Source organism: Pedobacter sp. HDW13, assembly GCF_011303555.1.
Taxonomy (GTDB): Bacteria; Bacteroidota; Bacteroidia; order Sphingobacteriales; family Sphingobacteriaceae; genus Pedobacter.
This window is the reverse complement of record NZ_CP049868.1, coordinates 3,448,952-3,469,124: the sequence shown is the minus strand read 5'-3', so window position 1 is coordinate 3,469,124 and position 20,173 is coordinate 3,448,952. Positions and strand designations below refer to the sequence as shown.

General features: G+C 41.7%; 15 protein-coding genes. 2 read left to right on the top strand and 13 right to left on the bottom strand.

Annotation, left to right across the window (positions count from 1 at the left end; all coding sequences use genetic code 11):
* Positions 1 to 250 precede the first annotated feature (250 nt).
* Together G7074_RS14650 and G7074_RS14645 are read left to right on the top strand one after the other, a co-directional pair.
* On the top strand, positions 251 to 3,559 hold the full coding sequence (locus tag G7074_RS14650; RefSeq protein ID WP_166209141.1) for a TonB-dependent receptor: 3,309 nt from the start codon (positions 251 to 253) through the stop codon (positions 3,557 to 3,559).
* A gap of 21 nt (positions 3,560 to 3,580) precedes the next feature.
* Entirely contained in the window at positions 3,581 to 5,101 is a 1,521-nt protein-coding gene (locus G7074_RS14645; protein WP_166209138.1) for a RagB/SusD family nutrient uptake outer membrane protein, read from the top strand.
* A gap of 129 nt (positions 5,102 to 5,230) precedes the next feature.
* Here the strand turns inward: G7074_RS14645 and G7074_RS14640 are convergent, their stop codons facing one another.
* The 13 genes from G7074_RS14640 to G7074_RS14580 form a co-directional block, all read right to left on the bottom strand.
* Entirely contained in the window at positions 5,231 to 5,791 is a 561-nt protein-coding gene (locus tag G7074_RS14640; RefSeq protein WP_166209135.1) for a hypothetical protein, read from the bottom strand.
* Positions 5,788 to 6,894 (bottom strand): peroxiredoxin, encoded by a 1,107-nt coding sequence (locus G7074_RS14635; RefSeq protein WP_166209132.1) that lies wholly within the window; start codon positions 6,892 to 6,894, stop codon positions 5,788 to 5,790. The genes G7074_RS14640 and G7074_RS14635 overlap by 4 nt, the downstream gene beginning before the upstream one ends.
* Before the next feature lie 20 nt (positions 6,895 to 6,914).
* The gene (locus tag G7074_RS14630) at positions 6,915 to 8,357 is read right to left on the bottom strand and encodes a TlpA disulfide reductase family protein (protein ID WP_166209129.1); all 1,443 of its coding nucleotides are present in this window, start codon (positions 8,355 to 8,357) and stop codon (positions 6,915 to 6,917) included.
* A gap of 56 nt (positions 8,358 to 8,413) precedes the next feature.
* On the bottom strand, positions 8,414 to 9,622 hold the full coding sequence (locus G7074_RS14625) for a RagB/SusD family nutrient uptake outer membrane protein (protein ID WP_166209126.1): 1,209 nt from the start codon (positions 9,620 to 9,622) through the stop codon (positions 8,414 to 8,416).
* Positions 9,619 to 9,798 (bottom strand): hypothetical protein, encoded by a 180-nt coding sequence (locus tag G7074_RS14620; protein ID WP_166209123.1) that lies wholly within the window; start codon positions 9,796 to 9,798, stop codon positions 9,619 to 9,621. Before G7074_RS14620 ends, G7074_RS14625 begins: the two co-directional genes overlap by 4 nt.
* 23 nt (positions 9,799 to 9,821) lie before the next feature.
* Entirely contained in the window at positions 9,822 to 11,705 is a 1,884-nt protein-coding gene (locus G7074_RS14615; RefSeq protein ID WP_166209120.1) for a TonB-dependent receptor domain-containing protein, read from the bottom strand.
* A complete protein-coding gene (locus tag G7074_RS14610; protein ID WP_240916311.1) occupies positions 11,705 to 12,292 on the bottom strand; it encodes a hypothetical protein in 588 nt (195 codons plus the stop codon). The genes G7074_RS14615 and G7074_RS14610 overlap by 1 nt, the downstream gene beginning before the upstream one ends.
* 182 nt (positions 12,293 to 12,474) lie before the next feature.
* On the bottom strand, positions 12,475 to 13,353 hold the full coding sequence (locus tag G7074_RS14605) for a DUF4974 domain-containing protein (protein WP_166209118.1): 879 nt from the start codon (positions 13,351 to 13,353) through the stop codon (positions 12,475 to 12,477).
* Positions 13,354 to 13,380: 27 nt separating this feature from the next.
* Positions 13,381 to 14,397 carry a FecR family protein gene (locus G7074_RS14600; protein WP_166209115.1) on the bottom strand — a complete coding sequence of 339 codons (1,017 nt, stop codon included), beginning with the start codon at positions 14,395 to 14,397 and terminating at the stop codon, positions 13,381 to 13,383.
* Between the two features lie 43 nt (positions 14,398 to 14,440).
* On the bottom strand, positions 14,441 to 15,004 hold the full coding sequence (locus tag G7074_RS14595) for an RNA polymerase sigma factor (protein WP_166209112.1): 564 nt from the start codon (positions 15,002 to 15,004) through the stop codon (positions 14,441 to 14,443).
* Between the two features lie 334 nt (positions 15,005 to 15,338).
* Positions 15,339 to 17,576 carry an alpha-N-acetylglucosaminidase gene (locus G7074_RS14590; RefSeq protein WP_166209109.1) on the bottom strand — a complete coding sequence of 746 codons (2,238 nt, stop codon included), beginning with the start codon at positions 17,574 to 17,576 and terminating at the stop codon, positions 15,339 to 15,341.
* 9 nt (positions 17,577 to 17,585) lie between these two features.
* Positions 17,586 to 19,634 carry a hypothetical protein gene (locus tag G7074_RS14585; protein ID WP_166209107.1) on the bottom strand — a complete coding sequence of 683 codons (2,049 nt, stop codon included), beginning with the start codon at positions 19,632 to 19,634 and terminating at the stop codon, positions 17,586 to 17,588.
* The gene (locus G7074_RS14580; RefSeq protein WP_166209105.1) at positions 19,544 to 20,137 is read right to left on the bottom strand and encodes a hypothetical protein; all 594 of its coding nucleotides are present in this window, start codon (positions 20,135 to 20,137) and stop codon (positions 19,544 to 19,546) included. The genes G7074_RS14585 and G7074_RS14580 overlap by 91 nt, the downstream gene beginning before the upstream one ends.
* Positions 20,138 to 20,173 lie beyond the last annotated feature (36 nt).

Below are 20,173 nucleotides of genomic sequence, written 5' to 3'. Positions count from 1 at the left end.
CACCCGGTAATTCAAGATATCCAAAAAAACCTATTTATAACAATCAGCCCTGAACTAAGTCAGGACTGACTGGATGTTTTGATTACACTCCTAAAATGGAATTATTTTATCGTTTAAGACACGATTGCCTACAAATTTTCGACGATGAGAAGGCATTCGTAAATCAACCAAAACAAACAAATTTATGAAATCTATCCATCTGTTTAAATGTGGTATTCAAGATATTACATTTAAACGCACATTGCGTATTATGAAACTGACTCTAGTCATTCTGGCAACCTTTATCCTGCAGATAAGGGCATCGACCTTTGCCCAATATGTAACGCTGAAAGAGACGAATAAAAACCTGCGGAACATTTTCTCACAAATTAGAAAACAAACAGGATACGTTGTGCTCTACGAATCTTCAATTGTAAACAGGGCAGCAGTAATATCGGTTAATTTAGAGAAGACGCCTATAAATGAGGCATTAAAAATTATCTTAAAAGATCAAAAGCTCGATTTCGAGATCAAACAAAAATCTATTATTCTGAGCAGGCAGAAAGTGCTGCCCGAGCGGGTAATAGAAAAAGCAGAGAAAATAGATATTAAGGGAAAAGTTATCGATGTGAGTGGTAAACCCATTCCAAACGTAAACATCCTGATAAAGGGAACAAAGCGCGGGGTGTCAACCGATGTGGATGGCAATTTTAGCCTGGCACTGGCTACCGGAGAAAACGAAATCACCGTATCGGCCATAGGTTTTGAAACACAAACCGTGGCGGTAAACAACCGTACATTTATCAGCATAACCCTCAAAGAAATGTCAGCTAACCTGGATGAGTTTGTGGTAGTGGGATATGGAACGCAAAAAAAGATCAACCTTTCGGGTTCGGTAAGCTCGGTTTCGGGCAAAACCATTACCGAACGTCCTGTACCCAACATTTCAAATTTATTGCAGGGGCGCATCAGCGGACTTGATATTGTACAGCCAACCGGCGAGCCCGGCAGAGATAATGGTAGCTTCAGGCTACGTGGCCTTGGCTCTTATGGTGCCTCTTCGTCTCCGCTGGTATTGGTTGATGGGATTATAGGCTCGATCAATAATCTTTCGCCACAAGATGTAGAAAACATAACGGTATTAAAAGATGCTTCTTCGGCCTCTATTTATGGTGCAAGGGCAGCTAACGGCGTAATATTGGTAACCACCAAAAAGGGCAAAATGGGTACTGATGTTATTGAGTATAATGGCAGTTACGGTACCAGCGAGGCCACCAGAATGCCCGATCTGATTACCAATTCGGTTACTTACATGGAAATGTATAACCAGGCCAAAGCCAGGAGTGGCCAGCCTGCACAGTATACACAGGCCCAGATAGATGCTTACAGAAACAATCCAAACAACGAACAATACCCTAATTTTAACTGGCTGGAATATATTTTAGGTAAAGGCCCTATCCACAACCATAACCTGGGTTTTTCGGGTGGTACTACTAAAAGCACATACAATGTTTCCTTAAATTATCTCGATCAAAACAGTATTACCAAAGGCTATTTGTACAAAAGATACAATGGCTTGCTTGATTTTTCTACACAGGTACATTCGAGGGTAAAAATAGGTGCTAACATTAACATGTCTTTTCAGGATTTAAAGGCTCCATGGTTAGTGAACGATGATTTATTGTTATTGGCTTATGCAGCAGCGCCTACTTTTAAGCCCTTTTTACCCGATGGAAGCGGCAGGGTAGCTACCCGCGATTACGTATCGAGCGGCGGAACAAACCGTACCCCCGAAGAAGTGTACAATACAGGTTCTCAGTTTACAAAAAACTACAACGTAAATGCGCAGGGCTATATCGATATCAATATTATCAAGGGATTAAACTGGCTTTCAAAAGGCGCAATTACCTTCTTTAATCAGGATTTCAGGAACCGCCAGTTTAGAAGTCCTTCATTTGCCTATCAGCCCAATGCCGCTGGTGTTTATCAGGAGGTAGGTAATGGTAATTCGAATTTTGCCGGCCTTCAACAAAGCTCGGCAAGGAACATTACCAAAACTTTTTACAGCACCTTAAATTACAATAAAGTTTTTGCCAACAACCATAATTTTGGCGTATTAGCCGGATACGAACAGCAAGATAACAGAAGTACCAACCTGAGTGGCGGCAGGTTCGATTTTCCGAACAGCACCATTATGGAACTGGATGGAAGCTCGCCGCTTAACCAAACATTAGGTGGCAATTCATTTGAATGGGCGCTTCAATCGCTGTTTGGAAGGGTAAATTACAACTATAAGGAAAAGTATATTTTAGAAGGTAACATCAGGCATGACGGAACATCGAGGGTAGATGAAAGATACCGCTGGGGAACTTTCGGCGGCGGATCGGCTGCCTGGAAAATATCAGAAGAAAGCTTTATTAAAGATAATTTTTCGTGGATCGATAATTTAAAAATAAGAGCTTCTTATGGTGTACTGGGTAACCAGGAAATTGTAACCAATGGAAATTTAAACTACTATCCTTATCAGGATATTCTTTCGCTTACTACTTATCCTTTTTCGAGCTTAAGCTCTGGTGTGCAACTTACCAGACTGGTAGAAAAGAATTTACGCTGGGAAAAAACATCTGTTAGAGATATCGGTCTGGAGTTCGATTTATATAAAGGTTTATTTGGTGCAACCATTAACTATTATAGAAAGAATACAACCGATATTTTGGCAACCCGCACAGATCTTCCTACAAGTTTTGGGCTTGCTGCACCAACAGTAAATGCCGGCGCCATGGTTAATAAAGGTATAGAAATTGAACTGAGACACCAGAACCGTATTGGCGACTTTACCTACGGCGCCAATTTTATTTTTCACCGCTATAGAAACAAGGTAACCAAAGTAATTACAGAAACACTCGGAACCTTTGAAGTGGGCCAACCGTTTAACAATTTCTTTGTTTACGATTGGATTGGGGTTTTTCAAAGTCAGCAAGAGATAGACAACTCGCCTAAACAACCTAATTCGGGTGTGCTAAAACCTGGCGACCTAAAAATAAGAGATGTAAGTGGAAATGGTACTGTTGGGCCCGAAGATAGGATCCGCATCAGTAGTTTTCCCGATTACACGTATTCGTTTAGTTTAAATGCAGGATGGAAAGGATTTAACCTGAGCGCATTTTTTCAGGGTGTAGAAGGGCAGAAAGTTAACGTAAGCCAATGGGGTTACGAACCTTTTATGCAAGGTTCAGCTCCACCAACCAAATTTCTTAATGCGTGGACACCAACCAATCCAAGCAATACCATACCAGCGGTGTACCTTACCGGATATGCAGGTGTAGCGGGTTACAACTCTACCTACTTTTTACAGGATGCTTCTTATTTACGCCTGAAGAATTTATACCTCTCTTACACCTTACCCGAAAACATAGCAAAGAAAATCGGATCGACCGGGGTAACTGTTTATACCTCAGGAGACAACCTGATTACCTGGACCAAATATGAGGGCAATGATCCTGAGAGAGCCGGATCGGGAAGATTTGCACAATTTCCGCAGATCAGGATTTATACCATAGGGCTAAAAGTTAAATATTAGGTCATTTTAAATTATATAGAAATGAAAACAAAATATAACAAGATAAGCTTGGCTGTTTTAATCATCATTGGGATGTTAACTTCCTGTAAAAAAGATTTTCTGGATAAAAACCCTACGGCAGCCATTTCGAGCGAAACATTCTGGAAAAGTGATGCAGATGCCCAAATGGGCCTTACCGGTGTTTACCGCAGGTTACAGGCAGGCTTTTATGGTGCAAGAAAATTGTGGTTAGATACCTATTCGGATAACGCTTTAGACAGGCATAGTTTTTTCGGCTTCGGCAATTTAACCCAGGGCATAGTTAACCCTACCAACATACCTGGCGCATTTTACGATACGCCTTATGCAGGTATTGCCAGCTGTAATTTCTTTTTGGATAATATTGATAAGGCACCCAGCAGTGAAGCCGCTAAAAATGGATATAAAGCCGAAGCCCGCTTTTTAAGGGCTATGTTTTACTTTGATCTAGTACAGGCTTACGGCGGTGTGGTGCTTTATAAAACCGCTCCAAAAACCGTTGATGAAGGTAAAATAGCCAAAAGCACAAAAGAAGATGTTTTAACTTTTATCCACCAGGAATTAGACTTTGCCATTGCCAATCTGCCCGATGGCGCCTATTCAGGCCATGCCGTAAAAGGAAGTGCACAGGCATTAAAAGCCAGGGTTTATTTATTTCAGCAAAACTGGGCACAGGCCGCTAAATTTTCGAACGATGTAATTACAGGTGGTAAATTCCAGCTGTACCAGGGTGGTTATGATAAGCTTTTTCTCACCGCTACACAGATTAATAATCCCGAGATCATATTCTCTACTAAATACCTAGCGCCTAATAACCCTCAGGACGGAGAAGGTGTGTTGGTAGAGCTGGGCTGGTATGGCAGTATTGCCCCCTACCAAAACCTGATTGATGAATATGAGATGAGCAATGGGAAAATGATAGGCGAAGCCGGCTCGGGCTATAATGCGGCTGATCCGTACAGCAACAGAGACCCGCGTTTAAAGTTTACGGTGAAAGTACCTACAGAGAAGTATATCAATCCGGATGGATCGGTTTTTAACGAATCGGATCCGCTGCTTACCACTTACTCTCAAAAGAAATATGTAGACCTTTCGAAATTACCATTCGACAGAACCAAGACGCCGTTAACGGATCAGAATATCATCCATATCCGTTATGCTGATGTATTACTCATGTACGCAGAGGCTAAAAATGAAGAAAGCGGGCCAGATGCATCTGTTTATAAAGCTTTAAACGATATAAGAGACCGGGCAAGTGTAAAAATGCCTGCTGTTGATCAGACGGTGTACAATACGAAAGATAAGCTGAGAGATTTTATTCTTCACGAAAGGCGAATAGAGCTGGCTTTAGAAGGCCATCGTTATTTCGATCTAAAAAGAAGGAATTTAATGGATGCTAAACTGTCCCCATTAAAGAATCCGGCAGGCGTTCCGCTAAAGTTTGGCGAAAAGAACAACGTATTGCCATTTTCGCAGGCAGAAGTAGACCGCAATAAACAACTGGTACAAAATACCGGATATTAATACTCATTTTTGTATTAGGCTTAGCCCGATACAAATTTTAAAGCCTGAAATCATACGATTTCAGGCTTTTTCGTTATCACGAAAGTAGCCCCACCAGGCCTTTCGATCAACCTTATCACTCCTGTTGCCCTACAAAAGAATTGTATATCCTGGGGGCACCCTATCCAATATGCTGGGGTACACTTTCCTGAAGTAACTGAGTTTATGGGCCGGGAGCCCGATCTTACTTAGCATGGTATGGTGCGATAAACCCCTGATTGCATTGGGGAAGATAAACTGAGCAAAAAGCCGGTCGAGCACAGGAAAAGAATTACATGCAATTTCAAGCTCCTGTTGTGAAATTAACAGGATAAGTGAGTTTTCGATGGCTTCGAGGTTTATATAATTGGTACCCGGCATTAAGCGCTCATTGATAAATACACTCCTGCCCGAGCCTAACCAAATATCCCGTCGGGGTTGTGATGCTTTTAATACATAGCCGCTTACCAGCCCATCAAGCACGATGATTATTTTATTTACCGAAGCCGTTAGCTTTACAGCCGGGAGATGATCTCCGGCCTGCAATTGAACAATTTCGGCGAGCTGATATACCCGTTTCCGTGCAGAGGCGCCTGATTTACCAGTAAAGAGGAGTAAAAACTTCAAAAAAGCCTTTCTCTCCCCTATGGTATGCGCTTTTCTGCTACTCATTTTAACAACAGCTGCTCCAACGCTTTCACTTCTAAATTCTGCTTTACCACTACTCCGTTTTGATCGATAAGAAAGGTAGCTGGCAATGTTTTTACCTGATAATCCTGCACAGTTGCTGATTTCATGGCCAGGGGCGAAATTAATTGAATCCAGGGAATCTGATCAGCTGCTATTGCCTTTTTCCACAGGGTTTTATTTTCATCTACTGAAACCGAAACGATTTCTATGCCTTTATTTTTTAAACGGGTATACAATGGCGCTATATTTCTGTTGGTTGCGCGGCATGGCGTACACCACGATGCCCAAAAATCGACAAGCACATACTTGTTCTTTTTTAACAATTGCGCCAAAGAAATAGAATCGCCATTAACCGCTGGTAAGGTAAATAAAGGGGCTTTCATTCCAAGCAGCAGGTTACGAGATGATTCGAGTATTTTCTTTTCGATCTCATCCGATACCAGATTTGTTTTCCTGCTTGGATAAAAGGCATCTCTGAGTGTTTTTAAATCCTTGTCCTGCCAAATATTGATGCGATTATGCGTAAGGTACTGACCGATGGTGTTGTTTACGTTATTCTTAATAAATGTAACCTGAGCCAACTGAACCTTTTCGGCATACACTTTATTTTCTTTTTCAGCTTGCAGCTTTTCATCAAGTGTAGTGGCCTTAACATACCTGTTACCTATGATGGTCCATTCCTTCTCCATCGGTTTAATCATTTTTTGATAGTTTTCGAAAGTGCTTTGTAATGCACCTCCGCTAACCACAGTTTGCGAATCGGCATTTACTACAATGGTGCAAACGCCCTTCTCTAAAATTATCGTACGATCGAGAAAGGGCTTTCGTGCCGAGAGGGTAAAAACAGCTGGCATACTATCGCTAACCTTAAAGCTATATTGGTGCTGGCTATCCAGTATACCGGTATCTATAAGTTTTCTGTTTGGCCAATCGCGGTAAAGCTTTAATTTGGTACCGGGCTGATGTAGTGCCGAACTTAATACAATATCGATACTTACCTTGCCTGAAGATTGTGCCTTTGCATTAAATGTGCCTGCCACCAGTAATAGTACTGCAACAAGGCTTCTTTTAAAATAAACAATCATTTCTTAATGTCTTATTAGTCTTATTTTGTTCCAACCAACTGATCCAGTAAGGCTGTAATTGCGGTATTGCTGGGTCTGGGCGCATCGTATTGAAGCAGTTTTCCGTTGGGATCGAAAATCAAAAACCTCGGGATTGCAGTGATATCATAATAATTTACGAATGCCGAACCACTGCCTGCAAAAAGCTGATCGATAGCGATATTGGTATCTGCATTAACCATATCCAGCCACTTCTGCTTCTGGTTCACATTATCAATAGAAACCCCAACAAAGCGAATGTTCTTATCCTGGTAACGCGAAGCCAGCTGATCGAAAAAAGGGCGCTCTTTTTTACAAGGGCCGCACCAGGTTGCCCATACATCTACATACAGGTATTTGCCTGCATAATCTTTTAGATAAACAGGTTTCCCGCCTGTATTTTCGAGCGCAAATTTGAAACCTTCGGCACCGGCCAGCATCCTTTTTGATTTTTGAACGCTTACCGAAAGCACATTGGTATAAGCCGTATCTTTAATCTTGTGCAGGTTATCGGCAATGATTTGTTCAGTTTCGGACGTAGGGATAAGTCCTTTGGTGGCCTTTAAATAGCTACTTAGCTTATAAAAAGAATAGGCATCGCGTAATTGCTGGTTCGTTACCAGTTGATAGGCTTGCTGTAAGTAATTATCCAGAACCTTAGCTTTATCTGTAACATTAACCGGGGCATGGTTTACCGCTATATACTGATCTAACCAATACAAGGGTGCATCTAAATGCAGCATCACCCCATCCTGGTTTAAATATTTCTTATAATCGTAACCATCATTGTAGTATGTGGGCTGCATTACCCAGATATTGTCTTTGTTCTTTTTCCGGCCTTTATAAAGACCCGGGTAATCGTACAATATAGCCGTGTATTGAAAAAATGCTGCCTCATCGAGATAGGTTTTGATAAATGTACTTTTTCCGCTGTAACCGGCTTTTGCTTTGGCATACAGTTCTTTTATCTCCCCAAGCTCCATTTTTACCGAATCGGGGTTTTTGTTTTCGCGGTAAATACGCATTATAATGGGCGTTACGGCTGTATTTACCTGATAAAGCACCCTGGTCTCTTCGTTAATATCTTTTGCTAAATCTAAAGTAGCGGTACTGTTGGTAACGGTAAAACTGGCATGAACATCTTTATCGGGCATTACAAAAAAATCTACAGCACCCGGACTGCCTTTTACTGTATAGGCCAGTTTATAAATACCAGGTTTGGCTGCATTAAGCAGTACTTTAAAGCCACCTTTTTCATCGAAAGTGAGCTCATATTTCTTTACCCTTCCTAAACCAACATCGCGGTATCCTTCAGTAATATCCCAAAGGGTGGCTTTTATTTCGGTTAAGGGTTGGGGGCCTGAAAAACTCCCATAGAAAGTAATTTGTTTTGCAGTGGCAAGCAGCGACTGAAAGAGTAATGATATAATAAGTAGGTACTTCATTATTGAAGGAATAATTTATGGGTTACTAAATTCAGGTAAACAGGTTTTAACACCTGTTACCTGGGGTTTTGAATAATTAATGGGTTTATTGCAATAATTTTAGGGGCTATCTGCAATAAATAGCGTTCGCTGTTGGCTTCGAGGGTATAAGTTTGGCCACTTACTACACGGCTCAGGTTTTTCCTGAAACGTTCATCGCGGTTTAATCTTTTCAACTCAAACCACCTCACTCCGCGGAAAAGAAGCTCCCTCCTACGCTCTGATAGTACCTTTATCAGGGCATCATCTGTAGTTGTTGCCGAAACTGCCACATAATCTGCAGGTTTAAACCGCTTTACGCGCAATGCATTTAGCAAAGCAACTGCTCCGTCTTTATCTCCCGATCTGGCCAAACATTCGGCTTTGATTAACATCATTTCGGGAACCCCGATGCTGAAATTTGGTGTAGTGCCCAGAAAATCGGGATTAACACTTGTACTGGCAGCCCCGGTTGAGGTTAAACGGGTAAAATTGAAAACATAGCGCAGGTCTTTCTGGTCTAAAACACTTAACAGATCGGAACTGGCCATAAAACGTGTTAACAAACCTTGATTTGACGCTGTTTTACTGTAAATATTCTCTATATTATTTTGAGGCAGCGGATTATTGAGAATAGTAGCAGCTGTTGGTTTTAACGGATTGCTGAAGCTCAGCACATTCCAATCGAAAAGCGTACTTTTCTTAGCCAGCACTTCGTTAGCATATTTTAAAGCATTTACGTAATCGCCTTTAAAAAGATAAACTCTGGCTAACAAAGCCATTGAAGCGAGTTTACCGGGGTGAATATAGTTACGGCCGGCATCTGGAAAATCGGTAGTTGCAACAGCTGCAGTCAGATCGTTAATTACCTGATCGTAAACTTCTTTTACAGTGGCCCGCTTAGCTACGGCTTCGAGATCGGCGTGCAGCATTAACGGAACAGACAGATCAGTTGCAGCGCTTTCTGCTACATAATCTTTCCCGTATAAATTAGCTAGGGTAAAAAGGTAATATGCCCGTTGGGTTAAGGCTTCGGCCTTTAAACGGTTTCTGGTCTGATCGTCGCCCTGCGTTGCCGCCTGCAAATTATCGAGTACCAGGTTACAGATATAAATATAGTTGTACGGGGCATTCCATTCGCTGTCATCGTCGGTTGATAACAACAAATCTTTTTGCCAGGTGTATGCCCTGGACATTCTATCGGTTGTTGGCGCAATAACCGTAGCACTCAAAATATCATCGGTCATGAATTCGGGTAGGTATAACCCGATTGACTAAGTAAGATATCATTTAAGAATTCTTCGTAATCGGCAAGTGTTTTAGGGATTACTTTTCCCTTTATTGGGTTAGCATCCAGGTATTTTTTGCACGATCCAAAACCAATGAGGATAAATGCCGCGATTATAATTAATTTAATTTTCATTAGATTATAATTTAATTTATGAGTTAGAAACCTGCGCGCAGGCTAAACGTAGTTACCTTAGGCGTAGGCAGATAGTAAGCACCTGTTTGTGCATCAACAGCCTCGGGGTCTATACCATATTTATTTTTGGTCCAGATGGCAATATTGTTCATTTGGGCCGATATAGATAAGCTCTTAACCGGTGTGTTTTTTAATATAGCAGCCGGTATTTTATAACCAATCTGTATTTCTCTTAAGCGGATAAAACTGCTGCTTTCTACACTATTATTGGAGTATTTAGCTGCGCGATCGCGGCCATCATATAGCAAAGTGGGAGAAGACTGGTAAGCTGCAATATCTGTACGCGCTTCGTCTCCGGATGCTTTCCACCTATCGGCAACCTGGTAATTAATAACCGGGCTCCAGTCGTAACCGTTCATGGATGGCATTTCGCGACGGAAAACGCCCCCGAAATTATAGATGAGCACTGCACTGGCAAAAACGCCTTTGTAATTGAAAATATTGGTAAAACCACCGGTATATTTTGGCCGGTACGAGCCGCTGTATTCCAACGATCCCAAAACCGGCACCAAAACTTTATTGCCGTTGCCATCATAAACCTGCGGATCGCCGATATTGCTCAAGCCTGCCCATTTATAGCTCCATAATCCTTCGCGCTGATAGCCCTCCACATAAAAAGGTACGGTACCGGTAACACGGCCTGTAGTAGGATTGCTTTCTGCAATTTTATTCTCGGTAATTTTATTGGTATTGTAGGCAAAATTGAATGTACTTGTCCATACGAAACTACCTGCCTGCAACACCCTGCCTGTTAAGGCCAGCTCTAAACCATTATTGGTCATTTGCGCTCCGTTTAGCTTTGTTGAAGTAAAGCCAATGGTTGGATCGAGCAATTGTGTACCCAACAAATCGTAACCATATTTTTTGTACATATCTATGCTCAGCTGGAACCTGTTTTTCAGGAAAGCTACATCAGCCCCAAAATTGTATGTTTTTGTTCTTTCCCATCTCAATTTTGGATTATAGGGATTACTGGCATCAACCCTTGCACGGTAATCAGAAGTTGCAGCCTGAAAAGTTCTGGTTGCAACCAGTAAAGGTGTAGTGCTGGGATCGTAGTTACCGGTTAAACCAACAGTAGCCCTCAGCTTAAGCAGATTAATAAAATCGACATGAAAAAACTGCTCTTTGGTTACATCCCAGGCTCCGCCTACCGACCAAAGTGGCGTACGTCTGTATTTGGGGTCGACACCAAATAAATTAGACTCATCAAAGCGTAAACTACCCTGTAAAGTGTACCTGTCATCGTAAGTGTAGGTACCTGTGGCATAAAAAGAAACCTCTCTGTTGTTTACGTAGCTGAATTTATCATATTGGGTTGCATCGTAAGTGGTATTGGATCCGCTTTGCCCGATTACACCGTTTAGCAGCACAATCTGGTTAATTGGCGACCACGACTGCAAATCGTCGTTGTAATTGTATTTACGGTTGGTTAATCCATTGGTTACATATTGTTTAACTTCTGCGCCACCGCCTAAACTAACAAAGTGTTTGCCTGCAAACAGGTTGGTATAATTAATTTGCGAACGCACAGAGGTATTATCGTTTGTAGTTTCGGCCAGATTAAGGTAATTTCCCTTTGGCAGGTTAAAAAATGCTTTCCCGTTAGCATCTAAACTGGCATAGCGGTTTAACAACAACCGGGCTGCAGACGAATATTCGTTAACCAGCTGATTGTTGGTTGTTTTCATTTTATCGTAGAGGAAATAGGTATTAAAGGTTAAGCCTTTAGCCAGTGTAGCCTCTAAACCAAGTTTTGTTCTTAAGCCGAAAACACTGCTGTTGTTATCTGACAGTCTTGCATCCTGTAATAGATTTTTACCATTATCGTAGTAACCTTTAGCCATTAGGGTGGCATTGTATTCACATTAAATGCATTGTAATCGTAAACATAATTACCGTTTGCATCAAGCTGCATTTGATATGGGGCAAGGCCATAAAGCTGTGACCTTACATCAGTACCAGCATCCTGATTGTTAAAAACGGCATTTAAATCGGCCACGGCGTGTAACCAGCGCGTAATCTCATAATCGTTGCGCATATTTACCTGTATTGCACGATAGGCATCTCCTATAAAATTGGATTTACTATTATCATACGATCCGGAAAACCTGAAACGGTATTTATTTGCGCCACCAGCCAGCGATAAATAATAATTCTGACGTATACCCATACGGGCTAAGAGCGCTTTATTTTGCTGAAGATTAGACAGCCCCGAAAGTGAATCTTGTTTACGGCTAAGGTCTGCTCCAGAAATTAATCCTTTTTCTTTTTGCAGGATGTAATCAAATGAAGGAGAAAAGCCGCCCTGTGTACCTTGAAAAAAAGCACCGGTAAAATATCCCTTTGCATAAATTTCGTTATCTACACCAATCATATCGGCCGAGCTTGCCCGCTTAAGCACACTAAAATCATTTTTTTCTGTCAGGTACAAATTCGCAGAAAAATCGATGGTTAAAACACCTTGTTTTCCGCGTTTAGTGGTAATTACAATTACGCCGTTGGCTGCCCTGGCACCCCATATGGCCGAAGCTGAGGCATCTTTTAAGACATCAATTTTTTCTACATCGTTAAAGTTATCGGGTAACTGGTTAACCGGAAAACCATCAACAATAATTAAGGGGTATTCCGCTCGCTCTGAATGGCACTACCACCCCTTACCTGAATATCGGGTCCGGTTTGCGTTCTTACTCCGGCCACCGACCTGAAGCCGTTGTACACCGATAAGCCGGGAACCGATCCTTCTAAAATACGATCGAGGGTTTGGCTGCTCCTGCGCTCAATATCGGCTGCGGTAATGGTAGCATAACTCCCAGTTGTATTCTTCTTTGCCAGTGTTTGATAACCGTTAGATACCACGGTAACCTCTTTAAGCATATTGGCATCTTCCTGCAAATTAACATTCAATTGCGCGTTCGATTTAACATCGACTGTTATGGTTTGATAGCCGATGTAACTGAAGGATAGTGTGGGTGCCGGCGATGTGGTAGTAATTTTAAAATTACCCTTATCGTCGGTTATCGCCGAGCTTGCCGAACCTGCTTCCCGAACGGTAATGCCCACAACATAAATAATATGGTCTCCATCTATCAGCCCTACCTTGCCTTTCATTTCGAAACTTGTTTTAGGTGAGCTAGCGGCCGGAAGATTGTCTTTATCCTTTTTACTTACTGCGATCATATTACCATTGGTTTTAAAAACCAGGCCATTGGCCTCGTTTAAATAATCGAGTACTTCGTTTAAAGAGCGTAGTTTGGAAACCATGTTAATTACTTCCTTTTTGCCAATGCTTTTATCCGAGTAGTAAAAACGTACTTTAAACTCTTTTTCCAGTTTAGTAAAGGCTTCTTCGGCAGGTGTTTTATTAAATGCAATTTGTTTTTTTTCCTGTGCAAATGCGTTTAAACAAATTGAAATAAACAAAAAGCTGATCAATAGAAATCTGGTTAATGGGGTTTGCCTGAGCAAGCCCCACTTTATTTTTTTTAACTTCATGAAATGTTTGGTTGTTTGGTTTGTTGGTTAATAAATAATAATGTGGTTTGAATCGGTAAATTTGTAGTGTTTGTTTACGGAGAAGCATAACATTTCCAAAACAGATTTAATAGAATCATGCCTGAAGGTTCCGTTAAAAGTTTCCTTGCCTGCATCGCTATCTTCTAAGTCGATGGCAACGTTATAATAAATTTCCAGTTGCAGGAGTACTTCCCTGAGTGGAGCATTCTTGAAAATAATTTCCTGGGCTTTCCACTTATTGAAATTTTGAACAGAAAAGCGTTGATTTTGAAGCAAATTTAAGCGGTTGCCAAAACTGATGCTCTCTTTGGGGTTTAGGGTAGCCAGCAGGTTCCATAGGTTACCCTTTCTTTTTGCAACAGTAACCTTACCTTCTTCTAACTCTACTTTAAGTTTTTTTAGCGGGTTGTTGGTTTCCAGCTTAAATGAAGTACCAACAGCGGTGGTAACGTAATCGCCGGTGTAAACTTTAAATGGGTGTGCTTTATCTTTAGCTACCTTAAAGTAAGCCACTCCCGATAAATGCATGGAGCGGTCTACATTGCCAAAAGTAGAATCGATATATAATTTTGCATTTTTATCGAGAATAACAAAGCTACCATCCCAGAGGTTAATGGCTTTTCTTTGGTTGGCCCCTGCCTGGTAAAAATACTTATGGGTCGAGAACTGAGCAAGGTCTGATTGGTGCTCTTGGTGCTGAAGGCGGTAAAATAAAAAGATAGCAGCCGTTAAAACCAGCAATGCTGCAGCCGCAGAGGCAATATACCGCCATAAAACCGGCCTTTGCTTATCCTTGTGTAAATATTGTTTTAATGAGGCAACTGCCCGGGGTTTTAATTTTTCGGACAGTAACAGCAGTTGCAGGTTTTGAATCCGTTCTGCTGCTTCGTCCATATATTTTAATTTATCAGGATTTTGGGTAGCATAGTCTTTCCACAGGGCAACGTGCTCTGCCTTCAGGTTAAGGCAGTAATCGACAAAAGATTCGTCTTCTATAAAATCGTTGCTTGAATTAAACTCCATAATTGCTTGTTCTTTCTAATACAGAGAACAAGTGATATGAAATTTACCACAGCCAAAGAAAGTTTTTTTCATTTATTTCTGACCGAAGCTTATTAACGCCCCTGTGAAGCAGATTATAGACTGTTCGGAGACTTGTATTTTTGTGGTCTGCTATCTCCTGCATGGTTTTATTTTGCAGAAAACGGAGTTCTACTACCTCTCTTTGTGCAGGGCTGAGCAGGGTAAGTGCTTTTTCGAGTTGAGCAAACTGTTCGGTTATCGATTCGGCATCCAGAAGTTCTGATTCATATATTTCGAGCGTATCAACAAAATTTTCGATGGGCTCTGATTTCTTGTGCTTTTTCCATTGGTAAAGCAACTGCCTGCGGAAAGAAGTGAGCAGATAAGCTTTAACATTGATATCCAGAGCAAGCCTTTCGCGCCGCTCCCAGATGTAAATAAAAAAATCGTGAAGCTGGTCTTTCACAAAATCAGCCTCCCCACCTAACCATTTACAGCCCCAAACAAAAAAAGTAGTGTAATACTGCTCATATAAACCCACTAACGAATTTTCATCTCCTGCACAAAAAGACCTCCAAAGTTCAGCTTCTGTGCGGTGCAGGTTCATTGATTGATCGTGATTAAAATGGTTAATTATCGAGATTTTATCCTTTTAAAGGGACTTAGGATTGTATCAACTTCACAAATATAACCATTCATTTCAATCGATTGTTATTTTGTGCAATACAGCGCTGAGATATGATGGATTTTCCAGACCACATCAGCTAAATTTAAGAATCTCAAAAACAGCGAAATACTCCAGCAAACGAATAATTCAAAAAACAAAAACCATCCATGTAAGTTCAATAACAATTTACATGGATGGTTTTAAAAAGAATGGACCAGAGCAGAACTAATTCTTCCTTGTATTCTTTACCGAAGTTTCATAATTTATCGTTTAGTTACTTCAATAACCTGTTGGCTGTTGGCAACCAGCTTTGGTAAACCTGGTTAACAATTTTAACTTCATCGCCAGCTGGCTTATCATTAAATTTAGGGTTATGTAGTTCGGTCCAGTCTGACTCCCATTTGGACATAGCTTTATAAAAGTCGTTTGCGGTATTACTTGGCCGGTTAAACCTGTTATTGATTTTTTCCTCTTTGTAACGTTCATTTTCTCCTTTTTCGAGTTCAGCGCTTAGGAAATCGATAAACTTTTTCCAGCGGGCCTTATAAAAATCTTTCACCATACCGTTCCATTGCCTTGCCGAATAGTCATATTGAATGGCCTGCTCATTATATGGTCCCCATATGGTAATTAAGGCCCGGGCATTTTTTTCATAAAGATCACTTTCGGCCATTGTTTTTCCTATTGCCCGTGCATCTGCAATCCACTTACCTAAAAGAAATTCTTTTCGTGTTCCCAGCAGCTGGTCAAAATCGTCCATTAAAGCCAGGTATTGTTTAGCACTTTGGCCAAACGCAGCTTTATCTCCGTTGCGGTAGGCATCGGCCACTTCTTTTTGCATGGGTATGGCTAAATCTGCCACGCACTGACGGGCTAAATCTACCAGGTCATAACGGTAAGTATCTTTGGCCTGCATATTTGCCGGGGCTTTTTGCAATAGTGCCAGTGCTTCCCAAAGGCTTTTAAAGCGATACTTTTTTTCTGAGTTTAAAGCACCATTGGGCGATGCACCATTTATTTTTAAAGCCGGTCTGGCGCAGATACTGCTTTCCATAAAGGTTACAATACCACTTTTACCATATGCGGTATGCAATAACGTATCCCAGGCTAAACTTACTTTTTCGTTGCTGCTTCCATATCGGGCCAGCAGGTAATCGTCCATCCATTTTTTGGTATCGGGCTTTTCTTTTCTCCAGGCCATTTCTGCTGCAGCCTCGTAAATAATCGGGTTATGTTCTATGGCCTCAGGGAACATGCCTATTCCCTGAAATTGTTTTGATTTTTCGGGCTGGTTTAAAATTGCCGGGTAAGCTGCTAATACAGCATTCAAATCCCCACCCATAGCCGTATTGCCACCAAAGTTGTGAATAATCCCACCTACCCATGGCCTTCCCCAGAAAGCCTCACTTCCTTTCCATTTTGAGGCATTTAAATCAAGCATCAATATCCGCTCGGGTGGAATAGACTGTACTATTGCTTTTTGCATGCTCCAGGTTTGCATGGCAATTACCGCTTTCGGATCCACACTTGCCGTGGTAGAATATATCGCCTTCCCTACCTGCGCTAAATATTCATCTCCATCTACAGGTGCTTTTCCTTCATGAAAAGGATCGGCAGCATAAATATGGTTGGTACCAAATAACCTGGTTTGCTCTTCGATAAAAGTTCTGCTCATCCGGGCATACAAGGGGTCTAAGGGATTGAGTTGTGCAGTGCCGGGGCCGACATAAAACCATACTGCTTTTTTACGGATATCTGCCTGGGGTTGTTTTTCCATCAGCTTAATGGGCACGTATCCGGTAAAACCCTGAAGAATTGGGGTCATACCCAGCTGCCGTTGGCGGGTCAGAATTTTCTGTCCCAAAACAATGCTTCTGTCAATCCAGTTTTGTGGCAGAGGCCCGTTAATGCTTTCAATATTGGTCATCCATTGCCAGGCAAAATAAGCCGGACCTACCAAAAACGAACGGATTTCCTCATCGTTCATGCCATACTTGCGCAAAGTATTTTGCCAAACGGCTTCTTGTCCTGTAATGGACAGGGGCATGTTTATTCCCTGCATCGCCATCCAGTCTATTTCCCTTTCCCAACGCTCCCAATCCCACCAACTCATGGAGTAATTGAAGGTACAATAGTTGAGGTACACGCGGTCTTTGTATGGCGAAGTGATCCGAACCTTACTCGCAGGAACAGGAAGTTTTGCAGGCAAATCCATATTATCGCCACACCAGGAGCGTTGTGCATGACAATAATATTTGAGGTACCAGTTTAAGGCCGAGGCAACTTCTACAGGCGTATTTCCACGCAATACAATTTTACTTCCTTTTCCTTCTATCTCAAATACATCTTTATTGTTATCAGCAGTTATTTGCGCTACCTCGAAAAAAGAAGCATGTTTAGGTAATACCCTTTTTATCAGGCTCTTTGTACCCGTTTCAAAATCTGAAGCCAGGGCATTTGCCGCGGGGACTAACAGCAACAGATATAGTATTATTTTATGAATGGTTTTCATAGTTTCTGTTTAGTGTGTTTTGTTGATTAATGGTATGGTCTGTCTGCGACTGTTATTGGTTATTGGCCAAAGCTTATCATTTCCGGTTGTTACTTTATTTCCATCAACGGCCTGTTCTATCAGCAAAAAGCTCTTAAATGCTCCCATGCCTTTGTAGCTGATCTTAATTTTCTTACCTAAGTAAGGTTTTAAATCAAAGCTGGCCATATTCCAGGCTTTGGCTACGGTACTTGGCATACCTGCTACAGCATAACCAGCAAAATTGTTAATCTTCGATTTACTTGTTCTTACCGGCACCACGGTGTTTCCGTCTATACGTAGCTCCGGAAGATCAGGAAAGCCTGTTACCAGTAAATCGCAACGGTCGTTAACGGTTACCGGAAGTGTAATCTCATTGATGGGGCCATCGGTATCTTCGCTTGTTTTCACTACTGGTAGGGCTGGAAGCGTAACCGCATTTTCTGGCTTACCCTTTTCGAACTCAAAAGCCATTGTAGCATAACCTGGTAAAACAATTTCAATTTCCTGCCCGGCAATAAAATGCTGCGGATAGGCATCTGCATATGGAAATACCACATTGGCATGAAAAACTGTTCCGTTCTGCCCGCCAAAATGAATGCTTTGATTAAAAGGAATCCGGAGTTTCTGCTCCCTGCCATCCGGGTTACGGGCTACCAATACACCTTTGTCGCCATCCCAGCCTATATAACCGTAAGCATGTCCTTCATCTGGCCTACCACCTACAAAAAAGGTATTGTTTAATGCTTTCTGATGTGCTTTTGCCCAATTGTGTACCGTGCATAAAGCCTTCCACTCATCGGGGTGCATGGCTGATGGAGAGATGTACCACTCTTTTAAAAGTGTACCTCTTCCATAATGCATCAACACATATTCCTGCCAATCCTGAAGGTTATCGCTTTGGCTTTCCATTCTACCATCGCTTGTTTTGATGATTCCATGGGTCATCAATCTCGAAATGGGCACTAAAGGCCTGTCGGCGGGATTTCCCCACATGCGCCATAAATAGGTATCGCGATCGGTTGAGGCCATGGCACGTGTAGAAATTTCTGGCCAGTTGCCATTTGTTCCATCATCGCCCGCCAGCATCCACAGCGCATCGGCATATTTAAGCCACCAGGGCGAAAACCACACCCAATTGGTCATATTCTGATAAATTTCGGGGTTCATTTTACGGGTAGCCACCAAAACTTCAAGGCAGGCATCGAGATTTGCTTCATGACCATGACGATCGGTTGCCGGGTGGTTGTTACCCTCTGCCAGATCGCTTAACTGGTTAAAATCGTGCTTAAAATAAATGGTGCCGGTTTCTTTTGCCAATAGCGGAATTTTCTTCAATACAGTATCTTTATATTGGGTTGAAGAAAGGCTATAATACCGGCCGAACTTTGCAAAATAAGCGTTAGGTTTTGCTTCTTTGTATCCTTCGGCCAGCCCCCAGTCTATTTTATTAACATACCCGTTAATAGATAGCCAAAGGCCAAAACCTGTACCCTCGGCCCTTAAGCGGTCGCTTAATTTCTTAACATCTTTAATGCCATTGGGGAAAAACTTCGGAAGCGGATCCCAGATCGATCTGGTATTCTGCCAGCCATTATCGGGCACTACTGCATCTAAATTAATACCATAAGGTACAGTTGCGGCTTTAAACTCCCTGTAAATATTAATCAGCCCATCGCCACTTAAATCTTTTGCTTTGGGCTCGAACCAATTATTATAATGCAGAAAAGACTTTGGCTTTTTCCATAATCCTTCCAGATAGGTCATGAAAGCCATTTCTACTGATTGGTTAGGCCTTGCAAAACCGTTTACAGCAGTTTTACTGATCATTTCATAGCGATTATTTGCATTTTTCAGGACATATCCCGGAAAATGCATCAGGCGGATCATGCCTTTAGTTCCTTTAGGTTCAATGTCTCTTCCTTCAAGATTGATATCGCTATAATTGCCTACTTTTTCGTAATGCCTGCCATAATCTTTAGGGGTATTGCCATCGGTTCGCCTGGCGTAGCCTCCGGGATATTCCAGACCCAGAAACAATTGATTGCCAACAAAAACCGGCTCTCCTTTACCCCGCCTTTTTGCTCCTGCGCAATGGTTAATCGCTCTACTTCCAAACGGTCAATCGTTGCAGTTTCCTTATAAACTAACTGCAGGCTTTTGCGCATAAAGGTCTCTCCTTTTTTTAAGCTATACTGAACTTTGATGGTTTGAGGCGCAATGGGATCTTTAGCGATTTGGGGAAGTGGTTTATAGGTAAAGGTTAAAAAAGAAGTATCGGCGTGGTTATATTTTTCGGGAGCAGCGGCAGCTGTAAAATCTGATATCGTTAGTCCCTGTTCCTTGTTCATGGCTAAAAGCAGAAACTCATCGCTTTTAACCGCAATTACCTGGTGTGTGGCTTGATTGCGGAATGATGCCGTTCGCCAAACCTTTCCATCAAAAGTAAAATTCCGTTCTACCAGGCCATTACCAATTTGGATTTGCTGTGCCTTTACCTCCAGAAAGAATAAAAGCAGGAAAGCTATTCTTAATAATTTCATGTGTGTGAGATGTAATAAGGCTACATCAGAAAATAT

What these genes read in the sequence shown, in the direction of transcription:
- G7074_RS14650 (WP_166209141.1), top strand. Translation starts at nt 251, where the DNA reads ATGAAACTGACTCTAGTCATTCTGGCAACCTTTATCCTGCAGATAAGG.
- G7074_RS14645 (WP_166209138.1), top strand. Translation starts at nt 3,581, where the DNA reads ATGAAAACAAAATATAACAAGATAAGCTTGGCTGTTTTAATCATCATT.
- G7074_RS14640 (WP_166209135.1), bottom strand. Translation starts at nt 5,791, where the DNA reads ATGAGTAGCAGAAAAGCGCATACCATAGGGGAGAGAAAGGCTTTTTTG.
- G7074_RS14635 (WP_166209132.1), bottom strand. Translation starts at nt 6,894, where the DNA reads ATGATTGTTTATTTTAAAAGAAGCCTTGTTGCAGTACTATTACTGGTG.
- G7074_RS14630 (WP_166209129.1), bottom strand. Translation starts at nt 8,357, where the DNA reads ATGAAGTACCTACTTATTATATCATTACTCTTTCAGTCGCTGCTTGCC.
- G7074_RS14625 (WP_166209126.1), bottom strand. Translation starts at nt 9,622, where the DNA reads ATGACCGATGATATTTTGAGTGCTACGGTTATTGCGCCAACAACCGAT.
- G7074_RS14620 (WP_166209123.1), bottom strand. Translation starts at nt 9,798, where the DNA reads ATGAAAATTAAATTAATTATAATCGCGGCATTTATCCTCATTGGTTTT.
- G7074_RS14615 (WP_166209120.1), bottom strand. Translation starts at nt 11,705, where the DNA reads ATGGCTAAAGGTTACTACGATAATGGTAAAAATCTATTACAGGATGCA.
- G7074_RS14605 (WP_166209118.1), bottom strand. Translation starts at nt 13,353, where the DNA reads ATGAAGTTAAAAAAAATAAAGTGGGGCTTGCTCAGGCAAACCCCATTA.
- G7074_RS14600 (WP_166209115.1), bottom strand. Translation starts at nt 14,397, where the DNA reads ATGGAGTTTAATTCAAGCAACGATTTTATAGAAGACGAATCTTTTGTC.
- G7074_RS14595 (WP_166209112.1), bottom strand. Translation starts at nt 15,004, where the DNA reads ATGAACCTGCACCGCACAGAAGCTGAACTTTGGAGGTCTTTTTGTGCA.
- G7074_RS14590 (WP_166209109.1), bottom strand. Translation starts at nt 17,576, where the DNA reads ATGAAAACCATTCATAAAATAATACTATATCTGTTGCTGTTAGTCCCC.
- G7074_RS14580 (WP_166209105.1), bottom strand. Translation starts at nt 20,137, where the DNA reads ATGAAATTATTAAGAATAGCTTTCCTGCTTTTATTCTTTCTGGAGGTA.